This is a genomic window from Enterobacter sp. N18-03635 (assembly GCF_004006055.1).
GTDB lineage: Bacteria > Pseudomonadota > Gammaproteobacteria > Enterobacterales > Enterobacteriaceae > Enterobacter > Enterobacter vonholyi.
The window spans coordinates 2,573,056-2,592,658 of sequence record NZ_CP034769.1 but is presented as its reverse complement, the minus strand read 5'-3'; the positions used below and the strand labels follow the sequence as shown (position 1 = coordinate 2,592,658).

At 54.7% G+C, this 19,603-nt stretch carries 23 protein-coding genes and 1 other annotated feature; of the genes, 9 read left to right on the top strand and 14 right to left on the bottom strand.

Annotation, left to right across the window (positions count from 1 at the left end; all coding sequences use genetic code 11):
* The first annotated feature begins 11 nt into the window (after window positions 1–11).
* Window positions 12–881 carry an ion transporter gene (locus ELK40_RS13110; RefSeq protein ID WP_181899754.1) on the top strand — a complete coding sequence of 290 codons (870 nt, stop codon included), beginning with the start codon at window positions 12–14 and terminating at the stop codon, window positions 879–881.
* 31 nt (window positions 882–912) lie between these two features.
* Here ELK40_RS13110 and ELK40_RS13105 read toward each other — a convergent pair whose 3' ends face one another.
* Both ELK40_RS13105 and cls read right to left on the bottom strand, forming a co-directional pair.
* A complete protein-coding gene (locus tag ELK40_RS13105) occupies window positions 913–1,242 on the bottom strand; it encodes an HI1450 family dsDNA-mimic protein (RefSeq protein ID WP_006810881.1) in 330 nt (109 codons plus the stop codon).
* A gap of 33 nt (window positions 1,243–1,275) precedes the next feature.
* Complete coding sequence (cls, locus tag ELK40_RS13100) at window positions 1,276–2,736, bottom strand: cardiolipin synthase (RefSeq protein ID WP_008502791.1); 1,461 nt, start codon at window positions 2,734–2,736, stop codon at window positions 1,276–1,278.
* A gap of 158 nt (window positions 2,737–2,894) precedes the next feature.
* Between cls and ELK40_RS13095 the strand changes: the two genes are divergently transcribed.
* Together ELK40_RS13095 and leuE are read left to right on the top strand one after the other, a co-directional pair.
* Window positions 2,895–3,068: a YciY family protein gene (locus ELK40_RS13095; protein WP_086379783.1), complete on the top strand. Its 174-nt coding sequence runs from the start codon at window positions 2,895–2,897 to the stop codon at window positions 3,066–3,068.
* 110 nt (window positions 3,069–3,178) lie between these two features.
* The gene (gene leuE / locus ELK40_RS13090) at window positions 3,179–3,814 is read left to right on the top strand and encodes a leucine efflux protein LeuE (protein WP_045404924.1); all 636 of its coding nucleotides are present in this window, start codon (window positions 3,179–3,181) and stop codon (window positions 3,812–3,814) included.
* A gap of 793 nt (window positions 3,815–4,607) precedes the next feature.
* Here leuE and ELK40_RS13085 read toward each other — a convergent pair.
* Complete coding sequence (locus ELK40_RS13085; protein ID WP_023327637.1) at window positions 4,608–4,904, bottom strand: YciI family protein; 297 nt, start codon at window positions 4,902–4,904, stop codon at window positions 4,608–4,610.
* Window positions 4,905–5,124: 220 nt separating this feature from the next.
* Here ELK40_RS13085 and tonB point away from each other — a divergent pair, with 220 nt between their 5' ends.
* On the top strand, window positions 5,125–5,847 hold the full coding sequence (tonB, locus tag ELK40_RS13080) for a TonB system transport protein TonB (RefSeq protein WP_127732795.1): 723 nt from the start codon (window positions 5,125–5,127) through the stop codon (window positions 5,845–5,847).
* 38 nt (window positions 5,848–5,885) lie between these two features.
* On the opposite strand, the gene yciA is transcribed toward tonB, so the two are convergent.
* From yciA to ELK40_RS13060, 4 genes are all read right to left on the bottom strand, one after another.
* Window positions 5,886–6,281, bottom strand: coding sequence for an acyl-CoA thioester hydrolase YciA (yciA, locus tag ELK40_RS13075; protein ID WP_008502796.1), 396 nt, complete (start codon window positions 6,279–6,281; stop codon window positions 5,886–5,888).
* Between the two features lie 104 nt (window positions 6,282–6,385).
* The gene (locus ELK40_RS13070) at window positions 6,386–6,925 is read right to left on the bottom strand and encodes a septation protein A (RefSeq protein WP_025756566.1); all 540 of its coding nucleotides are present in this window, start codon (window positions 6,923–6,925) and stop codon (window positions 6,386–6,388) included.
* A 56-nt stretch (window positions 6,926–6,981) separates the two neighbouring features.
* The gene (locus tag ELK40_RS13065; RefSeq protein WP_033145752.1) at window positions 6,982–7,725 is read right to left on the bottom strand and encodes a YciC family protein; all 744 of its coding nucleotides are present in this window, start codon (window positions 7,723–7,725) and stop codon (window positions 6,982–6,984) included.
* A 25-nt stretch (window positions 7,726–7,750) separates the two neighbouring features.
* On the bottom strand, window positions 7,751–8,155 hold the full coding sequence (locus tag ELK40_RS13060; protein ID WP_021240310.1) for a YkgJ family cysteine cluster protein: 405 nt from the start codon (window positions 8,153–8,155) through the stop codon (window positions 7,751–7,753).
* Here ELK40_RS13060 and ELK40_RS22730 point away from each other — a divergent pair.
* The 3 genes from ELK40_RS22730 (at window position 8,048) to ELK40_RS22725 (ending at window position 9,425) form a co-directional block, all read left to right on the top strand.
* Window positions 8,048–8,323: a hypothetical protein gene (locus tag ELK40_RS22730; protein WP_164850607.1), complete on the top strand. Its 276-nt coding sequence runs from the start codon at window positions 8,048–8,050 to the stop codon at window positions 8,321–8,323. The two genes, ELK40_RS13060 and ELK40_RS22730, sit on opposite strands and share 108 nt — an antisense overlap.
* A gap of 114 nt (window positions 8,324–8,437) precedes the next feature.
* On the top strand, window positions 8,438–9,070 hold the full coding sequence (gene ompW, locus ELK40_RS13055; RefSeq protein WP_127731311.1) for an outer membrane protein OmpW: 633 nt from the start codon (window positions 8,438–8,440) through the stop codon (window positions 9,068–9,070).
* Between the two features lie 145 nt (window positions 9,071–9,215).
* Window positions 9,216–9,425: a hypothetical protein gene (locus tag ELK40_RS22725; RefSeq protein ID WP_164850632.1), complete on the top strand. Its 210-nt coding sequence runs from the start codon at window positions 9,216–9,218 to the stop codon at window positions 9,423–9,425.
* A gap of 156 nt (window positions 9,426–9,581) precedes the next feature.
* Here ELK40_RS22725 and yedF read toward each other — a convergent pair whose 3' ends face one another.
* From yedF to ELK40_RS13015, 7 genes are all read right to left on the bottom strand, one after another.
* Complete coding sequence (yedF, locus tag ELK40_RS13045) at window positions 9,582–9,815, bottom strand: sulfurtransferase-like selenium metabolism protein YedF (RefSeq protein WP_003856774.1); 234 nt, start codon at window positions 9,813–9,815, stop codon at window positions 9,582–9,584.
* A complete protein-coding gene (gene yedE, locus ELK40_RS13040) occupies window positions 9,812–11,023 on the bottom strand; it encodes a selenium metabolism membrane protein YedE/FdhT (RefSeq protein ID WP_127731307.1) in 1,212 nt (403 codons plus the stop codon). Before yedE ends, yedF begins: the two co-directional genes overlap by 4 nt.
* A gap of 181 nt (window positions 11,024–11,204) precedes the next feature.
* Window positions 11,205–12,014, bottom strand: a complete 810-nt coding sequence (trpA, locus tag ELK40_RS13035) for a tryptophan synthase subunit alpha (protein ID WP_045334893.1) — start codon at window positions 12,012–12,014, stop codon at window positions 11,205–11,207.
* A complete protein-coding gene (gene trpB, locus ELK40_RS13030) occupies window positions 12,014–13,207 on the bottom strand; it encodes a tryptophan synthase subunit beta (RefSeq protein ID WP_024907111.1) in 1,194 nt (397 codons plus the stop codon). Before trpB ends, trpA begins: the two co-directional genes overlap by 1 nt.
* A 10-nt stretch (window positions 13,208–13,217) precedes the next feature.
* A complete protein-coding gene (trpCF, locus tag ELK40_RS13025) occupies window positions 13,218–14,576 on the bottom strand; it encodes a bifunctional indole-3-glycerol-phosphate synthase TrpC/phosphoribosylanthranilate isomerase TrpF (RefSeq protein WP_127731305.1) in 1,359 nt (452 codons plus the stop codon).
* A 3-nt stretch (window positions 14,577–14,579) separates the two neighbouring features.
* Window positions 14,580–16,175 (bottom strand): bifunctional anthranilate synthase glutamate amidotransferase component TrpG/anthranilate phosphoribosyltransferase TrpD, encoded by a 1,596-nt coding sequence (trpD, locus tag ELK40_RS13020; protein ID WP_127731303.1) that lies wholly within the window; start codon window positions 16,173–16,175, stop codon window positions 14,580–14,582.
* The gene (locus ELK40_RS13015; RefSeq protein WP_063621873.1) at window positions 16,175–17,737 is read right to left on the bottom strand and encodes an anthranilate synthase component 1; all 1,563 of its coding nucleotides are present in this window, start codon (window positions 17,735–17,737) and stop codon (window positions 16,175–16,177) included. The genes trpD and ELK40_RS13015 overlap by 1 nt, the downstream gene beginning before the upstream one ends.
* 23 nt (window positions 17,738–17,760) lie before the next feature.
* Window positions 17,761–17,855: a sequence feature (Trp leader region), on the bottom strand.
* Window positions 17,856–18,015: 160 nt separating this feature from the next.
* Here ELK40_RS13015 and rnm point away from each other — a divergent pair.
* Both rnm and ELK40_RS13000 read left to right on the top strand, forming a co-directional pair.
* Window positions 18,016–18,897, top strand: a complete 882-nt coding sequence (gene rnm / locus ELK40_RS13005; protein WP_115875441.1) for an RNase AM — start codon at window positions 18,016–18,018, stop codon at window positions 18,895–18,897.
* Window positions 18,894–19,514, top strand: a complete 621-nt coding sequence (locus tag ELK40_RS13000; protein WP_003856793.1) for an L-threonylcarbamoyladenylate synthase — start codon at window positions 18,894–18,896, stop codon at window positions 19,512–19,514. Before rnm ends, ELK40_RS13000 begins: the two co-directional genes overlap by 4 nt.
* The last annotated feature ends 89 nt before the right edge of the window (window positions 19,515–19,603 follow it).

Here is a 19,603-nt window from a genome sequence, read left to right as displayed (position 1 = left end):
CAAGGGCTGACATGATGTCAGCCCTTATTTTTTGCGAGGTTACTGTGTCGCGTTTATTAACGTCAGCCCGTCGGCGGCTTTATCATTTTTTATTCGATCCTGAAACGGTATCCGGACGTCGCTTCGAAGGTCTTTGCGGTTTATTTGCGCTTCTCAGCGTGGTCGTCATCTTTATTGAATCGGGTGCCGGGACGCAATATCACCTGACGTTTGACGAATGGCACATCTTTGTCTGGCTTGAGCTGGCGATTACCCTGGTTTTTACCGCTGAATATCTCCTCCGGGTAATAGCCTGGCCCAACCCGGCCCGATATGTTTTCAGCTTCTGGGGATTTATTGATTTAGCAACCATTCTGCCGCTCTACGTCATGTGGCTGTGGCCGGAAATCAGCCTGAGCTATGTCTTTGCCTGGCGAGCGATGCGCGTTATTCGCGTATTACGTATTCTGAAATTACTGCGTTTTATGCCCTCATTACGCGTGTTCTGGAGTGCAATCGTCAGCGCACGGCATCAGCTCATTCTGTTCTACTCGTTTATTGCCATCGTCATGATTGTTTTCGGCGCGCTGATGTATTTAATAGAAGGGCCCAAATATGGCTTTACGACGCTCAATGCCTCCGTCTACTGGGCGATTGTGACCGTCACGACCGTGGGTTATGGTGATATTACTCCCCACACGCCGCTGGGCCGCATCGTGGCGTCCGTACTGATTTTGATTGGCTATTCGGTGATTGCCATTCCGACTGGACTTATTACCACACACATGAGCAGTGCGTTTCAGAGCCGCAAGCAGCAGCGCAAGTGTCCTCATTGCCAGCAGGGTGAACATGAACACGACGCGCGGTTTTGTCATCGCTGTGGCAATAAATTGCCGGAGTAAATAAAAAAGGCTGCAATCGCAGCCTTTTTTATTATTCGCGCCAGAGTATATGGCACAGCTTATGGTCTTTCTCTCGACACAGCAGGACGCGAGCGAAAATATCGTTAATTTCACCACCGTCTTCATCTGCCAGCCCAATTACCACTTCGGCAAAAAAGTCAGGGTTCAGGTCGAAATCCACATGCTCAGCCCAGTCTTCTGAAGGGTCAAACAGCTCGGCACCGCCGCGCTCTTCGAACTGCAGATTAAAAAGGATCACGTCTGCGGGATCGAGGTTATCAACCGCCAGTTCGAGAAAAATGTCATAGGCCTGCTCGAGCGTTTCGTCTTCGGTCAGGCGATTGTTCAGATCCATTTCCATGATGACTACCTGTTTAACATCGTTGGGCACGTTTTACAGCAACGGACTAAAGAAGTAAAACAGTCGTTCGGCAATTCTCTGCCACAGCGGACGTTTTACCCACAGTCTGGCATCCAGCAGACGCGAGCGGGAGATATAATCATCCTGCACCGCCGCGAGATCGCCGCCAAAGCCGGCATCATCAATGACCAGCGTGATTTCAAAGTTGAGCCACAGGCTGCGCATATCCAGGTTGACCGTGCCCACCAGGCTCAGCTCACCGTCGACGAGCACGCTCTTGGTGTGGAGCAATCCGCCTTCAAACTGGTAAATTTTCACCCCGGCGGCCAGCAGTTCGCTGAAGAATGCCCGGCTGGCCCAGCCCACCAGTAGAGAGTCATTTTTGCGCGGCAAAATGATGCTCACATCGACACCGCGCTGCGCGGCTGTACAGATGGCGTGCAGGAGGTCGTCGCTGGGGACAAAGTAGGGCGTCGTCATGATCAGATATTCACGCGCCGAGTAGGTTGCCGTCAGCAGCGCCTGATGGATCAAGTCCTCCGGGAAGCCCGGCCCGGAAGCAATGGTATGAATGGTATGACCGCTGGCCTCCTCAAACGGCATAATATTGCCGTCCGGCGGCGGCGGCAGGATACGCTTGCCGGTTTCAATCTCCCAGTCGCAGGAATAAACGATGCCCATCGAGGTGGCAATCGGCCCCTCCATTCGCGCCATCAAATCAACCCATTGACCTACACCTGAGTCCTGCTTGAAGAAGCGCGGGTCGACCATGTTCATGCTGCCGGTGTAGGCAATATAGTTATCGATCATGATCATTTTGCGATGCTGGCGGAGATCCATCCGGCGCAGAAACACGCGAAGGAGATTGACCTTAAGCGCTTCAACCACTTCGATCCCGGCATTACGCATCATGCCTGCCCAGGGGCTGCGGAAAAATGCCACGCTACCCGCGGAGTCAAGCATCAGGCGGCAATGAATGCCGCGCCGCGCGGCGGCCATCAGCGACTCAGCGACCTGGTCAGCCATCCCGCCGGGCTGCCAGATATAAAAAACCATCTCGATATTATGACGAGCCAGCTGAATATCGCGGATTAACGCCTGCATGACGTCGTCAGACGAGGTCAGCAGCTGCAGTTGATTGCCCTTAACGCCGCCAATCCCCTGGCGGCGCTCGCACAGCTTAAACAGTGAGGAGGCGACGCTGCTGTTCTCCTCGGCAAAAATATGTTTGCAGGCTTTAAGATCGTTCAGCCACTTCGCGGTGGAGGGCCACATGGCACGGGCGCGCTCGGCACGGCGTTTACCCAGATGAAGCTCACCAAAAGAGAGATAGGCAATAATTCCCACCAGCGGGAGGATGTAAATGATCAGAAGCCAGGCCATGGCAGAGGGTACGGCTCTGCGCTTCATCAGGATGCGTAACGTCACACCCGCGATTAACAGCCAGTATCCCAGAATGACCAGCCAACTCACCACGGTGTAGAAGGTTGTCATAGGTAAAAAAATCCTTTTGAAAGCGTATTGTTATGAGTGTACGCATCAGGATTCATCTGGCAAATAAAAACGCCAGGTAAAAGCGCTGGTTTGCTGCCGGGTTGGGTTTATAATGGCCTTTCTTTTAGAGAAAAAGTGTTAGAGAAAGAGTTGTAGACATGAAGCGCAGTAGAACAGAAGTAGGGCGCTGGCGCATGTTGCGACAGGTGAGTCGTCGCAAGGCTCGTTGGCTGGAAGCACAATCCCGCCGCAATATGCGTATTCACGCCATCAGAAAATGTGGATTGACGCGGCACCGCAATGCGTTGCTGTTCGCAGTCCAGGATATCTGAGAAACATGAGGGCACCGTAACTGGTGCCCGCTGATTTTATAGCGTCTGATTTTTTGGGGATAGCGTATTTGCAGCGTTGTTCCTGTTGTGTTTAGCAAAAGGAGGGAGAAGTGTTTGCGGAGTTTGGCGTACTGAATTTCTGGACATATGTTGTTGGCGCGTTTTTTATCGTTCTGGTGCCAGGACCGAATACCCTGTTCGTGCTAAAAACCGGGATCGGTCACGGTGTTAAAAAAGGGTATCTCGCCGCTACGGGCGTATTTATTGGCGATGCGGTGCTGATGTTTCTCGCCTGGGCGGGCGTCGCGGCATTAATCCAGACCACGCCGGTACTGTTTAATATCGTGCGCTATCTCGGGGCTTTCTATCTGCTCTGGCTGGGGGGCAAAATGCTCTGGTCGGTGGTAAACCGTCAAAAAAACGCGCATGAGAGCGGCCCCGAACCTGCCAGTATGATCATGAAACGTTCCCTGGTGTTAAGCCTGACCAACCCCAAAGCGATTCTGTTCTACGTATCGTTCTTCGTTCAGTTCATTGACGTGAATGCGAAGAGTACCGGCACTTCTTTCCTGATCCTTGCGACGACGCTGGAGTTGATAAGCTTTATGTACATGAGCTTCCTGATCTTCTCCGGTGCGTTTGTCACGCGTTATCTGAAAACAAAAAAGAAGCTGGCAAAGCTGGGGAACGGGCTAATAGGGCTGCTGTTTGTCGGATTTGCGGCGAGGTTAGCGTCGCTGCATTGATGGTTTGAAAGGCTCCTGAGGGAGCCTTTCAACAGATTATAAAAATTAGCTACAGTCTTTGAAAATGGTACATAACTCGTTGAGTTTATAATTTGTTTTGTTTATAAACACATCTAATGGGATATCAGGGCTCCCTAAAATGAACTTAGTATCGCTTTTAGTATAAGTTCCTATTATTTGCTGTCTGGGGGCCAGGTCAGTAGCCGCATTCGCGCGCAATAATTCATTAACTGATGGTCTGGTTTCATAAGGGATACAAAAAACAGACTCATTTGAAGCAATGATGAGAGTCGAACTATCTTTACCAATCAAGTTTTTTACTGCAATTAGATTGAAAAACGAAAAATAAAAGGGATGAAATAAATAAAACATTATAGAATGTGGCATTGCGCTGTGGCAATTTTTTTCGAAATTTGAATGACGCAAATATTATCGCTATAGAAATCAAAATAAATATGCTGGCTGCAAAAACTTTAGGCAATATATCATCAATAGACGTCCCGTGAACATTACTTCTCAGATGATAATAAACTGCATCATTTACACCATTTCCGGTAAACATATTTGATATAAACCAGAAAGCAAATATCAGTAATGCAATAACCACCGCAATCGATTTGATTCTGATAAATGTAGCATTAGCAAAACAAACGGCCAATAATAATACTAATAAGATATAATCCATAACAAACTTTTCTAAGTAAAAGAGATGAATGGATTATATCTTTTTTCATTCAAAAAGGTAGTAGGGCAATGCAACGTTAGTTTGCTGCCCTACATTTACACGATTGATTTAAAACACTTTCTTATACGGTCTCACCGTCACTTTTGCATACACACCCGCTGCAACGTACGGGTCTGCGTCAGCCCAGGCCTGAGCGGCTTCCTGGGATTCAAATTCAGCAATAACCGTGGAGCCGGCAAAACCGGCAGCACCCGGATCGTTGCTGTCGACTGCGGGCATGGGGCCAGCGGTCAGTAATCGGCCTTCATCCTGGAGCAGCTGCAAACGTGCCAGATGCGCAGGGCGCACAGACTGGCGTTTTTCGAGCGAATCAGCAACATCTTCAGAGTAAATTACGTAAAACACGGCGAAGCTCCTTAACCGGTAAAAGTGTCAGTTACGTTATGTGAAAGGGCAAACGACTGCAATGTAAAATAAAAACAATGTTAATACCCTGATCTGACTGCGCCTTTTTTGGCCTCTCAGGCGCTAAAGTTGCCCCAGAACAAAGTGTCTTATTGAATATGATTGCTATTTGCATTTAAAATCATGGTTCGGTTTTTTAACGTTGATGAATATGACTTCGATGACCCTTGATTTACCTCGCCGCTTTCCCTGGTCGACGCTGCTTTCCGTCGTGATTCACGGTGCCGTTGTGGCGGGTTTGCTGTATACCTCGGTTCATCAGGTTATTGAAATGCCCGCGCCCGCGCAGCCGATTTCGGTAACGATGGTCTCGCCAACGGATCTTGAACCGCCGCAGGTTGCCCCTCCACCACCACAGCCGGTGGCTGAACCTGAGCCAGAACCCGAGCCCGTTCCGGAGCCACCGAAGGAAGCGCCGGTGGTGATCCACAAGCCTGAACCGAAGCCAAAACCTAAGCCGAAGCCAAAGCCGTTGAAGAAGGTCGAGGAGCGTCCGAAACGTGAGGAACGTCCGGTTGAACCGCGTGCGACCCAGCCGGTTGAAAATGCAGCGCCTTCGCGTCCGGTGATGAATAACACCGCAACCGCGCCTAAGCCGACAATCAGTGCCCCTGCGGGTCCTCGCGCGCTGAGTCGCAACCAGCCTCAGTATCCGGCTCGAGCTCAGGCTTTGCGTATTGAAGGCCGCGTAAGGGTGAAATTTGACGTGACTGCGGATGGCCGAGTGGATAACGTGGAAATCTTGTCCGCTCAGCCTTCCAATATGTTTGAGCGCGAAGTGAAATCTGCAATGCGCAGATGGCGTTATGAGCCAGGCAAGCCGGGCAGCGGATTGATTGTGAATATCGTTTTCCGCCTGAACGGCGGGGCGCAGATGGAATAAAAAAAGCCTCCGAAAGGAGGCTTTTTTTTACTCGTCGATCAGGCCTGCGGAAGTTGACGAGGTTTACCCTCGCTGTCCACGGCGACATAAATAAACAGGGCCTCAGTGGCCTTATAACGCTGCCCAATCGGCTCAGAAGAGACTTTCTTAACCCACACTTCGATGTTAATTGAAATAGAGGTATTGCCGCGTTTGACGCAGCGCGCATAGCAGCAAACCACATCACCTACCGCAACCGGGCGCAGGAAGGTCATGCCGTCCACTCGCACAGTCACCACGCGCCCGTGGGCGATCTCTTTTGCCAGAATTGCGCCGCCCATATCCATCTGCGACATCAGCCAGCCGCCAAAAATATCGCCATTGGCATTGGTGTCAGCGGGCATTGCCAGTGTGCGTAAAACCAGTTCGCCCTGCGGGGCGTTAGTTGTTGTCATTGTTTTAACTCGTAACGGAAGACTTCAGGCGGGATGCTACTATGATTTTACAGCGGAGAGAATAGACCAGAACGCCTGTCTCTGACGTTCTGGTCAGTCATTAATCAGTGCTTGTCGTCCTGCGGCATGTGCCGATAAATGTATACGCCGCTTAACAGCGTGAAGATAAGGGTCAGTGCGGTCAGGCCGAAGACCTTAAAGTTGACCCAAATATTCTGCGGCAGCCAGAAAGCAATATAGATGTTAGCGAGACCGCAGAGAATAAAGAAGACCGCCCACGCGATATTCAGACGGGACCAGACTTCCTGAGGCAGCGTCAGCTCTTTGCCCAGCATGCGTTGGATCAGCGGTTTTTTCATCACCCACTGGCTGATTAATAATGCGCCCGCAAACAGGGCGTAAATCACGGTCACTTTCCACTTGATAAATTCATCGTTATGGAAGAACAGAGTCAGTCCGCCGAATACGGCGACCAAGACGAAGGTGACCAGCGCCATTTTTTCGACTTTACGGTAGCGAACCCAGCTATAGATCAGGACCACAGCCGTTGCAACGATCAGCGCAGTGGTCGCGGCATAAATATCGTACAGCTTATAAAAAGCAAAAAAGACCACGAGCGGTAAAAAATCAAGAAACTGCTTCATTCTGTGATTCCATCTTCTGAGCGGGGCGGGAGGCAGCGATGCCACCCGCCTCAGGATTACTGACGAATTAACATATACAGGCGGAACAGATAGACCAGCAGCACCGCTGAAATCAGATTGCTCAGCGTATTCGCCACTACCGCGCCAACGTTCGGCGTTAATACCGCAAAATTCGGCGCAAACAACAGCAGGAGCGTTTTGGCGAGCAGCCAGCCGATCACGGCAGGCGCCACCAGACGCATATTAGCCCATGCCAGTCGGATGCTGCTGCGCATCGCGGTAAAAATACCCATCTTATCCTGCACGACCATCACAGGCGCAAACGAGAGCACGATAGCCAGCAGTACGCCCGGCACCACGACCAGCATTATCCCCATCTGCACCAGCAGGGTGGTCAAAAAGATCAGGATAAACAGCTTAGGTAAGACCGGCGCGCTGGCACCAATCGCCCGTAAGGCGCTGACCCGGTGACCCGCCGATACAAGCTGAATCATCAGCAAAACGCCGCCCGCCAGAACTGCATTACCAATCAGGCCCGAGAAGGTGGACGCGGCAGAGGCGCGCAGCAGGATTTGCTGCTGTTCCGGCGTCATGTTTTGCACCAGCTCAAACAACCCCACGCTACCGGCAAGATGGTCGCCCTGGCTCAGGCTGGCAATCTGTTCTTCACTCGGTGAAAACGCATGACCCAGCACCACCGTGATAAAGGCGCAAAGCAACGCGATCAGTAAAAAGGTTATGAACTGATTGCGGAAAAAGTTTCCCGTGTCACGGTAGACAGACTTCGCCGTGATAGACATGCACTCTCCTTGAGTATTGCAGGTGTTAATTAGCCGGCAATTGTACACCGGATGCACCTGCTGTGGCAGCATCAAGGCTTGTATGGAAAAGCATATCTTTGTAAAGCGGCGGTAATCCCACGCGTGCGCGTGCGCGATTGCAGGCTTCGTTGACCTGGCCATCTTCCCCCGACATGGCAAATTCCCGACACGGGCTGGGCCGATCCTCATAGATGGAACACCGGGTAGAGACCCCGGGCTCACCCTGTAGCGCCACACAGCGAGCCTGCTTTTGGTTCGTGCCGCTCATGCAGCGCAAAAAGGGGGTTAACGGCTCAGTAAGATGAACCGGAACGGTACCGCCGCCATCGCTGGCTTCGGCCCAGTAGAAAGAGACTCGAAAATACGCACAACAGGCTCCGCACGTCATGCACGGGTTAATATCACTCATGGCACACCTGCAAAAGAAGAACGCATCAAATCAATTTGGGAGAGCGATAAATTATCCAGCCGCCAAAGGAAGAGCAAGAGGGGGAAAAGGGAAAATTTTGTAACCGTGAAATGCCAAAAATTGACATGTAAACAACTTATCGCTTTTGAACGCGCCACAAAAAATTAACCCAGATCAATGAATGTTAAGTTACTGGTTTTAATGTGATCTGTGGCAGATCACTTATTACCCTTTTGTGAGTATATTCTCATCCGCGATTAAAACCACAACGATGGAGCGGATATGAAAAAATTAGCGGTGGCAGCCCTTGTATTAAGCAGTCTCTCTGGCGGCGCGTACGCGCATGAAGCAGGCGAATTCTTTATTCGTGCCGGTTCGGCTACGGTTCGCCCAACTGAAGGATCGGATAACGTGCTGGGTATGGGCGGTTTTAACGTCAGTAATAACACCCAGCTCGGTTTAACCTTTACCTGGATGGCGACGGATAACGTGGGGGTTGAGCTTCTGGCGGCAACCCCATTCCGTCATCGCGTGGGTCTGGGCGCAACCGGTGATATTGCAACGGTTCACCATTTACCGCCAACGCTGATGGCGCAATGGTACTTTGGCGACTCAAGCAGCAAGGTGCGCCCTTATATTGGCGCTGGTGTGAACTACACCACCTTCTTTGACGAGAAGTTTAACGATACCGGTAAAGAGGCCGGTCTGACTGACCTTAGCCTGAAAGATTCGTGGGGCATGGCGGGGCAGGTCGGTCTGGATTACCTGATTAACCGCGACTGGTTAATTAACGCCTCCGTCTGGTATATGGATATTGATACGGACGTACGCTTCAAGGCGGGCGGTCAGCAGCAAAGCATCAACACGCGACTGGATCCGTGGGTGTTTATGTTCTCTGCGGGTTATCGTTTCTGATCCCCCGTCAAACTGGCCACAGGGTGGCCAGTTTGCTTTGCTCACTTCAAAACGACGGATAAACCGGCCGCTCATCAAGCTTTACGCAGTGCCTCAGGATCGTTTCCCCATCATATAAATAGCTGAAAGCGTCGCTGGACAGGGAATGGAAGAGAATATCGCCGTTGGCAAACGGGATAATTTCGGTATCACCCGCACGTTTATGTCCCGCGCCGGTTTCAAAATGGCCGCGCCACCGTTCCTGGGTATGGTCATAGACGTGCAGAATAACCTCGACAAGTCCTCTTTGCGGACAATCAAGGCGCAGGAAGGTGGAAGAGAAATTCAGGGACAGCGCATGGAAGGGAATCAATAAGGCGAAAACCAGTAAAGCTCGTAAATACATCAAATCGCGAAAACCTCCTTCAAAAGGGAAATGAGATTTTACTTAAGTCAAAAATCGCGTTTTTGCCGTGGATCAAGATGTCTTATAATTCAATACGATAAAGGCCCCTGGCGAGGCCCTTAGGGATCATTTTTGAATCAGATAGCGAATGGTTGGGCCATCCTGCTGGATATCCAGCACCGTATAACCGTGGTTTTTTGCATCCAGCGGTATGTTGTTGATGGACTGCGGGCAGTCGCTCACCACCTCCAGAATTTCCCCTTTCTTTAGCTGCGGTAGCGCTTCAAGCGTAGCCACCGCCGGATATGGACAGGGCTCGCCAACCATATCCAGACGATAATCAGGCACGATTTCTTTCATGCTGCATTCTCCTGCGTTTCTGTTTTAACGCCCGCACGGCGGAAGAAACGTTTCTCCTGTGCGACGACCAGTAAAAAAGCCACCAACAGCAGGGCGTAGGTGACCAGCAGGCCGCCGAGAGGCCCGAAGGTGCTCAGCAGGTTGACCTTGTCCCAACTTGTGGCAAGCGCCGGGGACAAATCGTCCCAGAAGTACGCCAGGATCGTCGAGCCAATCACATTTCCAAGACCCACCCACCAGTAGTGCACCTGACCTTCGACGGCACGGTACATCCAGCCGGTTTCACACCCGCCGGCCAGCACGATCCCGAAGCCGAACAGCAGGCCGCCAATGACCGCGTTAGGACCGGCCCACATGATTTTCGGTTCGACGCCCAGTTGAACATAGCTGAAGATGCCGATGGCGCTGACCGCCATCCCGGCGATAATCGCCTTCGCCATCATCGTGCGGCCGGTGATCCACATATCGCGAAACGCGGAGGTGAAGCAGATCTGCGCGCGTTCAATGAGCAGACCAAAACCCACGCCGAACAGCATCGCCAGACCGAGTTTGGGCTGGTTCAGAGCTGTACACAGCGCCCATGCCACCATAGCGAAAAAGACCAGCATTCCGAGACGGAAACGGCGGCGTGCATGAGAGGGCTTCTGGGTTAACGGAGACGCTGCGCTGACTTTGGTCATTTTCACTGGAATGCGAAACAGCGGCAGCAGGGTAAATTTTGCGCCAAAGTAAGAGCCGATGGCCGTGGCGACGGCAAAGAACCAAGCGTGAAGCGAAAACTGAGGAATCCCCGTAAAGAAAGCGGCCAGATTACAGCCCATCGCCAGACGGGCGCCAAACCCGGCAATGATACCGCCGACAACTGCCTGAAGAATGCGGATCCGGCTTTTGGGCATACGCAACTTAACGTTGTTTGCCCACAGCGCCGCCGCGAAGCAGCCGCCGAACATGCCGATGATCATCATCCCGTCGATGCGGGTAAGCGGCGTGCCGTCCAGATGGATGAGTTTAAAGTAACCCCACTCTTCGGTATGCACGCCAGCGAGCTGCAGCAATTGACCACCCCAGCGGGTGAACTCGCCGGTCACGGCCCAGAAGGTGCCGGTAATGCCGAAATAGTAGGTAGAGAGAATGCCAGCCGCGATAACAGCCGGAACGGGTGACCAGAACTTAACCAGGTAAGCCTGTTTGAAGGATTGCCATGACATGAATAAGCCTCTGAACTCAGAAGGATTAAAGATAAAAAAGAGTCCAGATCATACGCTTACATAACAGTTTGAAAAGCCATTCACACCGAAAATATCGAAAGGATCAATTTTGACGTAATACTTTGTTGAAGGCGGGGAAGAAAGGGTAACCGTCTGGCAGGGGTGCCAGACGGTGGAGGGGTCAGGCTTTACGCGTCGCCGCCTTCATTGCCGTCACAAACGCTTTCAGCTCGGCCAGCATCTGCTCGGGTTTGTCCACGTTCTTCTCGATGATCTTCACAATTGCAGAGCCAGAGATGGCACCCGCAGCCTTCGCGTCAATCGCCGCTGTGACCTGATCCGGAGAAGAGATCCCGAACCCCTGCAGCGGCGGCGCGGCATGGTACTCGGCCAGCTTTTCCACAAGATGATGCAGCGGCAGGGCGGCTTTATTCTCGGCACCGGTCACGCCTGCGCGGGAGAGCAGGTAGGTGTAACCGCGCCCGTAAGAGGCTATCTGGCGCAGCAGTGTGTCATCCGCGTTCGGCGGGCAGATGAAAATCGGGGCGACGTTGTGACGCATCGCAGCCTGGCGGAACGGCGCGGACTCCTCGACCGGCACGTCGGCGACCAGAACGGAGTCGACGCCTACGCGTGCGCACTCGGCGTAAAACTCATCGATACCGCGGTTGAACACCAGGTTGGCGTACATCAGCAGGCCAATGGGAATGGTCGGATGCTTCTGGCGAATTGCCGCCAGCATCTCAAAGCACTGGGTTGGCGTGACGCCCGAGGCAAACGCGCGCAGCGTCGCATTCTGAATGGTTGGGCCATCCGCCAGCGGGTCAGAGAACGGGATCCCCAGCTCCAGCGCGTCGGCACCGGCCTCAATCAGGGTGTCGATAATCTTCAGCGACTGTTCCGGGCCCGGGTCGCCCAGGGTGACGAAGGGAACGAACGCGCCTTCCTGGCGGGATTTCAGTTCTGCAAATACGTTATCGTAGCGTTCCATCAGATTTCCCCTCGTGCTTTCAGAATATCGTGAACGGTGAAGATATCTTTGTCACCGCGTCCGGAAAGGTTTACCACCAGCAGCTGCTCTTTTTCCGGATTGTCTTTCATCATTTTCAGCGCATGGGCCAGAGCGTGTGAAGACTCCAGCGCCGGGATGATCCCTTCGCTGCGGCACAGCGTTTTGAACGCTTCCAGCGCTTCGTCATCGGTAATGGAGACATAGTCCGCGCGACCCGTACTGTTCAGATAGGCGTGCTGCGGCCCGACGGAAGGGAAGTCGAGGCCGGCAGAGATAGAGTAAGACTCTTCAATCTGGCCCTCATCGGTCTGCATCATCGGGGATTTCATGCCGAAGTAGATCCCCACGCGGCCATGCTTCAGCGGCGCGCCGTGTTCACCTGATTCAATGCCGTGACCGGCAGGCTCGACGCCAATCAAGCCGACGCTGGTGTCGTCAATAAAGTCTGCGAACATGCCGATGGCGTTTGACCCGCCGCCGACGCAGGCGATCACCGCATCCGGCAGGCGACCCTCTTTTTCAAGGATCTGCGCTTTGGTCTCTTCCCCGATCATGCGCTGGAATTCGCGCACGATGGTCGGGAACGGGTGCGGGCCCGCCGCGGTTCCGAGCATATAGTGCGCGGTTTCATAGCTGCCGGACCAGTCGCGCAGCGCTTCGTTACAGGCATCCTTCAGCGTCGCGGAGCCGCTGTGCACCGGGATCACTTCCGCACCCATCAGGCGCATACGGAAGACGTTCGGAGACTGACGCTCAACGTCTTTCGCCCCCATATAGATGCGGCATTTCAGGCCGAGCAGGGCGCTGGCGAGCGCCGAGGCCACGCCGTGCTGGCCCGCGCCGGTTTCGGCGATGATTTCAGTTTTGCCCATGCGCTTGGCGAGCAGCGCCTGGCCCAGCACCTGGTTAGTTTTATGCGCGCCGCCGTGCAGCAGGTCTTCACGCTTAAGATACAGCGTGGTTTTCGTGCCTTCCGTCAGATTGCGGCATTTGGTCAGCGCGGTCGGACGACCGGCGTAATTTTTCAGCAGGTCTGTAAATTCAGCCTGAAACGCCGGATCCTTTTGCGCGCTGACAAACGCTTCTTCCAGCTGGCGCAGCGCGGGCATCAGGATTTGCGGGACGTACATCCCGCCGAACTCACCAAAATACGGGTTAAGTAATGTCGTCATCTTCTCTTCCTTAATATGCACGCAGAGTTTTAAAAACCGAGGCCAGCTTGCTGGCATCTTTGATACCCGGTTGGGACTCTACGCCTGAATTGAAATCGAGGCCTGCGCAGCCGGTTTTCGCGGCTTCTACACAGTTGTCCGGGCTTAATCCGCCCGCCAGCAGAACGTTGTCCAGCTTTTCGCCGTTCAGCAGAGACCAGTCAAAACGCTGGCCGCTTCCGCCCTGGCCGTTATCGAGGACGTATTTATCCACGTGGTTCAGGTTACGCGGGGGCAACGTATCGCCAACGCTTTGCGCTTTCCAGATCTGTACCTGCGGCGCCAGCGTGGCGCGCAGGGCATCGATATAGGCCTGATCTTCTTCGCCGTGCAGCTGCACCGCGCTCAGGGATAACGCGTCGGCTTTTACTACCACCTCTGCGATATCCGTATTGCGGAACACGCCAACATAGCTGAGCGGTGCCGCGGCTATGACCTTACGAGCCTGCTCTTCGCTCACCGCGCGAGGAGACGAATCCACAAAAATCAGCCCGCCATAAATCGCTCCGGCTTCATATGCGGCCTGGGCGTCCTGTTCGCGGGTTAAGCCGCAGACTTTGTTTTCACCCAGCAGCACGCGGCGTACTGCCGCATTGAGATCGTCATGTTCCATCATGGCGGAGCCAATCAGGAAACCGTTGGCGAAGTGGCTCAGCTCGCGCACCTGAGCGTAGCTGTTAATGCCGGATTCGCTGATCACCGTGACGCCAGCGCCCAGACGCGGTGCCAGCTGGCGCGTGCGGTTCAGGTCGATTGACAGATCGCGCAGATCGCGGTTGTTGATGCCAACCACTTTGGCTTCCAGCGCAATCGCGCGCTCCAGCTCCTCTTCGTTGCTCACTTCGGTCAGTACGCCCATTTTCAGGCTGTGCGCGACGGCAGAGAGCTGGCGATACTGCTCGTCGTCAAGCACCGAGAGCATCAGCAGGCAGGCGTCAGCCTGGTAAAAGCGCGCCAGCCAGATCTGATAAGGGTCGATAATAAAGTCTTTGCACAGGATCGGCTGCGGCGCGATGCCGCTGACGATCGGCAGAAAATCGAAGCTGCCCTGAAAATATTTCTCATCCGTCAGCACGGAGATGGCTGAGGCATGATGCTTATAAATACCGGCAATGCGCGCCGGGTCGAAATCGTCACGGATAACGCCTTTGGACGGGGACGCTTTTTTGCACTCAAGAATAAACGCGGTGCGCGCACCCTGCAGGGCGTCATAGAAACGACGGCTGCTCGGGACGACGTCGTTCTGAAAACTGGCAAGCGGCTGCTGTTGCTTGCGGGCTTCCACCCAGATGGCCTTATCGGCAACGATTTTCGCTAAAACGGTCTGCATTCTTTACCCTCTTGCCGCAAGTGCGGTAACGCGATCGTAAGCTGCACCGGAGCGCAGTACATCCAGAACTTTTTGAACGTTGGCCTTCAGGTCTTCCTCACCGTGCAAACGCATCAGCATGGCGACGTTGGCGGCAACGGCGGCCTCATGAGCGACCTCTCCCTTACCTTGTAATAAGCGCGTCAGAATGTCACGGTTTTCTTCCGGGGTACCGCCTGCCAGCGCTTCCTGGTGATACGGAGTTAAACCAAAGTCATCGGCTTCGAGCTGGTAGCTCAGGATTTCACCGTCGCGCAGTTCGGCCACCAGCGTCGGCGCATGCAGTGACACTTCGTCCATTCCGCCGCTGTGCACCACGGCGGCACGCTGGTAACCCAGCACGCGCAGCGTCTCGGCAATCGGCAGGACCAGCTCCGGGCTGTAGACACCGATCAGCGCCAGCGGCGGGTGCGCCGGGTTGATCAGCGGGCCGAGCACGTTAAACAGCGTGCGGGTTTTAAGCTGCTGACGAACCGGCATCGCGTGGCGGAAACCGGTGTGATACTTCGGCGCAAACAGGAAGCAGACGCCCAGGTCATCCAGCGCTTCACGGGAACGTTCGGCGTTCATATCGAGATTAATGCCGAATGCGGCGAGCAGATCGGACGAGCCTGACCGGCTGGACACGCTGCGGTTACCGTGCTTCGCGACCTTTAAACCACACGCCGCCGCTACGAAGGCGCTGGCGGTTGAAATATTGATACTGTTGCTGCCGTCACCGCCGGTACCGACGATATCGGCAAACTGATAGTCCGGGCGCGGGAACGGGGCGGCATTTTCCAGCAGGGCCGTAGCGGCACCGGCGATCTCCTGCGGGCTTTCGCCGCGGACCTTCATGCTCACCAGCGCGGCCGCCAGCTGCTCAGGCTTCAGCTCGCCGCGAACCACGGCGGAGAAGAGCTGGTGGCTCTCCTGCTGGCTCAGGGTCTGCGCCTGGTACAGTTTTTCCAGAGTCGGCTGCAGGGTGTTGGTCTGCTCCAGCTTCTGTAACGCCCAGTCGAGCGTCTGTTCCAGCAGGCGAGCACCGTGAGAGGTCAGGATGGATTCCGGATGGAACTGCATCCCGCAGACGCGATCCGCGTCGTGACGCACCGCCATCACCATCCCTTCAAACGAGGCGTTGATCGTCAGCCCGGCGGGAATGTTGCTGCCGACCAGCGAGTGGTAGCGCGCGACCGGGAGCGGATTCGGCAGCCCGGCAAACATTGCCTGGCCGTCATGTTCAATGCTGGACGCTTTACCGTGCAGGATCTCTCCCGCCTGGCCAACGTAGCCGCCGTAGGCTTCAACAATCGCCTGATGGCCGAGGCAGATACCGATAATCGGCAGCTTGCCGCGCATACGGGTCAGCAGCTCCGGCATACAGCCCGCTTCGCTCGGTGCGCCAGGCCCAGGAGAGAGCATCAGCACCGGGTTTTGCATGGTTGCCAGACGGTCAATCAAAGTCTGGGCCGGCACGTGGTTGCGATAGATAACGACGTTATGGCCATTCGCACGCAGCTGATCTGCCAGGTTGTAGGTAAAGGAATCGATATTATCGAGCAGCAGAATGTCAGCCATCAGAAAATCTCCTGTGCATGGTGTGCGGTAGCAATGGCGCGAAGGACCGCTCGGGCTTTACTGCGCGTTTCGTCAGCTTCAGACTGCGGAACGGAATCAAGAACAATCCCGGCTCCCGCCTGGACGGTGGCAATGCCGTCTTCTACATAGGCGGAGCGGATCACAATGCAGGTATCGAGGTCGCCGTGGGCGGTGAAGTAACCCACCGCGCCGCCGTAGCTGCCGCGACGACGCCCTTCGGCGGCGGCAATCAGCTGCATGGCGCGCACTTTCGGCGCGCCGCTCAGGGTGCCCATATTCATGCAGGCGCGGTAGGCGTGCAGCACGTCGAGGTCCTGACGCAGCTCACCGACCACGCGGGAAACCAGGTGCATCACGAACGAATAACGGTCAACTTTGGTCAGGTCCGCCACGTAGCGGCTGCCCGGGGTGCAAATGCGTGCCAGGTCGTTACGCGCCAGGTCAACCAGCATCAGGTGCTCGGAGAGCTCTTTATGGTCGGTACGCATTTCCAGTTCGATGCGGCTGTCGAGATCGCGATCCAGGGAGCCGTCGGCGCGTCGTCCGCGCGGACGGGTTCCGGCGATCGGGTAAATTTCAATCTGGCGGCTGGTGGCGTCGTACTTCAGCGAGCTTTCCGGCGAGGCGCCGAACAGCGTGAAGTCGTTGTCCTGCATGAAAAACATGTACGGGCTTGGATTGCTTTTCTTCAGCACGTCGTAGGCCGCCAGCGGCGACGGGCAGGGCAGCGAGAAGCGACGGGACGGTACAACCTGGAAAATTTCGCCGGCGCGAATCGCTTTTTGCATCTGGCGAACCACGGCGCCGTACTGATCGTCGGTCTGGTTCACATCGCAGGTCATTTTTTCCACTCGCTGCACCGGAAGCGCAGGAGGCGCTTCCGTCATCTGCTGCTGAAGCTGCGCGATGCGATGCTCAAGACGGTTTTTCTCAGCGGTCGAAGGCGTGAACAGGCTGGCCTGAATGCGGGTGTATTGTTTCTGATGGTCGATCACCAGCAGGGTTTCGGCCAGATAGAAACAATAGTCCGGGCAGCGATTGCCCTGCTCGGTTTCCGGTAAATCTTCAAAGCCAGCGACCAGATCGTAGGCAAACAGCCCGCCAAAGAACATCGCTTCACGCTCATCGTGTGGAACGGTGACCAGGTTCTGCAGCAGGCGGAAGGCATCAAAGACGGAAAGGGAGCACAGGCGCGCGTCTTCATCCAGCAACTGGCTAACCGGCGGGAAATGCAGAATGCGCATTTCTGGATGACGTTCGTTTTCAATGCCTGACGGCAGGGCGGCATCCAGCAGCGGCAGCAGCGATGCGCCATTGTCTGACAAAGCCTTAATTGTGACAGTGTCACCTAGAGCGGTAATGCGCAACGCGCTGTCGACCAGCAGCAGGCTCTTGAGATCGTCCTTGCTGTCGATGTCCGCAGATTCCAGCAGCAGCGTTGCCGGGCGTGCCCCGCACACCTGATGAAACAGCGCGGTCGGGTTGTGGCGGTAGGCCGCCTCGCAGGTCAGCAGTTCGAGATGAGGTTTGGCTGTTTGCATTATATTGTTCTCATTTTCTGTTCAAAAAAAAGCCCGCTTGGAAGCGGGCTGGGTATCTGTTTGCATTTCGCAGACGCGTGACACTGCCCGAAGATCAGGAAGTACGCCACCAACCGTGCAGAGTGAAATGCGCTGTCATTTTCAGATACCTTTCTCGTGTGAACTTGCGTACTAGTTAACTAGTTCAATGGCGTATTGTCAACCCTTGATTTCAGAATTTCGATATAAGTCGGTATCATGATGGTTTCGGATGTCTCCAACCTGTTATGGGAAGTGCTTTGAGCGATACCACCTACGCTATTATTTATGATTTACACAGCCATACTCAGGCCTCTGATGGCCTGCTGACACCCGAAGCCCTGGTTCATCGTGCCGTTGAAATGCGCGTCGGTACGCTGGCGATAACCGATCACGATACGACGGATGCAATACCGGCGGCGCGCGCCGAGATCGCCCGCAGCGGGCTGGCGCTCAATCTGGTGTCCGGCGTCGAAATCTCGACGGTCTGGGAAAACCATGAGATTCATATCGTTGGCCTGAACATCGATATAGACCATCCGGCACTTACTGCCTTTTTGCAAGAACAAAAAACGCGCCGCAACCAGCGCGCAGAGATGATCGGCGAGCGTCTGGAAAAGGCGCATATTCCGGGCGCGCTGGAAGGTGCCCAAAAGCTGGCGAACGGCGGGGCGGTCACGCGCGGTCATTTCGCCCGTTTTCTGGTAGAGGCGGGTAAAGCCACGACGATGGCGGATGTCTTTAAAAAATATCTGGCGCGCGGGAAAACCGGATACGTTCCGCCACAGTGGTGTACAATAAAACAAGCTATTGATGTGATTCATCATTCTGGCGGTAAGGCCGTGCTGGCCCATCCGGGCCGGTATAATCTTTCTGCTAAATGGCTGAAAAGGCTGCTGGCACACTTTGCCGAATGCGGTGGCGAGGCGATGGAAGTCGCCCAGTGTCAGCAGGCGCCCAACGAGCGCGCCCAGCTCGCGACCTATGCCCGCCAGTTCGGCCTGCTTGGGTCACAGGGCTCTGATTTCCATCAGCCCTGCGCGTGGATTGAACTAGGGCGCAAGCTCTGGCTGCCCGCTGGCGTTGAGCCGGTCTGGCAGCTCTGGGAACAGCCGCAGCAAATTGAAGAGAGGGAAGTATGAGTCAGTTTTTCTATATCCATCCGGATAACCCGCAGCCACGTTTGATTAACCAGGCGGTGGAGATCGTCCGCAAAGGCGGCGTGATTGTCTACCCGACCGATTCAGGATACGCGCTGGGCTGCAAAATTGAAGACAAAGGGGCAATGGAGCGTATTTGCCGTATTCGCCAGCTGCCGGACGGCCATAACTTTACCCTGATGTGCCGCGATCTTTCTGAGCTGTCGACCTATGCTTACGTCGATAACGTGGCGTTTCGCCTGATCAAGAACAATACGCCGGGCAACTACACCTTCATCCTGAAAGGGACGAAAGAGGTGCCGCGCCGCCTGCTGCAGGAAAAGCGTAAGACTATCGGTATGCGCGTGCCGTCGAACCCGATAGCGCAGGCGCTGCTGGAAACCCTCGGCGAACCGATGCTGTCTACCTCGCTGATGCTGCCCGGCAGCGAGTTTACCGAGTCCGATCCGGAAGAGATCAAAGATCGTCTGGAAAAGGTGGTCGAGCTAATTATTCACGGCGGCTATCTCGGCCAGCAGCCCACTACCGTGGTCGACTTAACCGAAGATGCGCCGGAAGTGATTCGAGAAGGCGTGGGTGACGTAAAGCCTTTCTTGTAATGGTATAAGCAGATATACTACGCGGCCATCAAAGCAGGGCTCAGCCCTCTTTTGACCTGATTCGACGCCTGTGAAGGCGACACCTGAGG

Bases quoted from the DNA above. Each gene is read 5' to 3' on its own strand.
- yedF (WP_003856774.1), bottom strand. From the start codon at position 9,815: ATGAAAGAAATCGTGCCTGATTATCGTCTGGATATGGTTGGCGAGCCC.
- ELK40_RS13105 (WP_006810881.1), bottom strand. From the start codon at position 1,242: ATGGAAATGGATCTGAACAATCGCCTGACCGAAGACGAAACGCTCGAG.
- ELK40_RS13060 (WP_021240310.1), bottom strand. From the start codon at position 8,155: ATGAGTGATATTAACCCGTGCATGACGTGCGGAGCCTGTTGTGCGTAT.
- ELK40_RS13110 (WP_181899754.1), top strand. From the start codon at position 12: ATGATGTCAGCCCTTATTTTTTGCGAGGTTACTGTGTCGCGTTTATTA.
- ELK40_RS13070 (WP_025756566.1), bottom strand. From the start codon at position 6,925: ATGAAGCAGTTTCTTGATTTTTTACCGCTCGTGGTCTTTTTTGCTTTT.
- ompW (WP_127731311.1), top strand. From the start codon at position 8,438: ATGAAAAAATTAGCGGTGGCAGCCCTTGTATTAAGCAGTCTCTCTGGC.
- tonB (WP_127732795.1), top strand. From the start codon at position 5,125: ATGACCCTTGATTTACCTCGCCGCTTTCCCTGGTCGACGCTGCTTTCC.
- ELK40_RS13000 (WP_003856793.1), top strand. From the start codon at position 18,894: ATGAGTCAGTTTTTCTATATCCATCCGGATAACCCGCAGCCACGTTTG.
- yedE (WP_127731307.1), bottom strand. From the start codon at position 11,023: ATGTCATGGCAATCCTTCAAACAGGCTTACCTGGTTAAGTTCTGGTCA.
- ELK40_RS13095 (WP_086379783.1), top strand. From the start codon at position 2,895: ATGAAGCGCAGTAGAACAGAAGTAGGGCGCTGGCGCATGTTGCGACAG.
- yciA (WP_008502796.1), bottom strand. From the start codon at position 6,281: ATGACAACAACTAACGCCCCGCAGGGCGAACTGGTTTTACGCACACTG.
- ELK40_RS22725 (WP_164850632.1), top strand. From the start codon at position 9,216: ATGGAAGAGAATATCGCCGTTGGCAAACGGGATAATTTCGGTATCACC.
- trpD (WP_127731303.1), bottom strand. From the start codon at position 16,175: ATGGCTGACATTCTGCTGCTCGATAATATCGATTCCTTTACCTACAAC.
- ELK40_RS13015 (WP_063621873.1), bottom strand. From the start codon at position 17,737: ATGCAAACAGCCAAACCTCATCTCGAACTGCTGACCTGCGAGGCGGCC.
- ELK40_RS13065 (WP_033145752.1), bottom strand. From the start codon at position 7,725: ATGTCTATCACGGCGAAGTCTGTCTACCGTGACACGGGAAACTTTTTC.
- cls (WP_008502791.1), bottom strand. From the start codon at position 2,736: ATGACAACCTTCTACACCGTGGTGAGTTGGCTGGTCATTCTGGGATAC.
- trpA (WP_045334893.1), bottom strand. From the start codon at position 12,014: ATGGAACGCTACGATAACGTATTTGCAGAACTGAAATCCCGCCAGGAA.
- trpCF (WP_127731305.1), bottom strand. From the start codon at position 14,576: ATGCAGACCGTTTTAGCGAAAATCGTTGCCGATAAGGCCATCTGGGTG.
- trpB (WP_024907111.1), bottom strand. From the start codon at position 13,207: ATGACGACATTACTTAACCCGTATTTTGGTGAGTTCGGCGGGATGTAC.
- ELK40_RS22730 (WP_164850607.1), top strand. From the start codon at position 8,048: ATGAACCGGAACGGTACCGCCGCCATCGCTGGCTTCGGCCCAGTAGAA.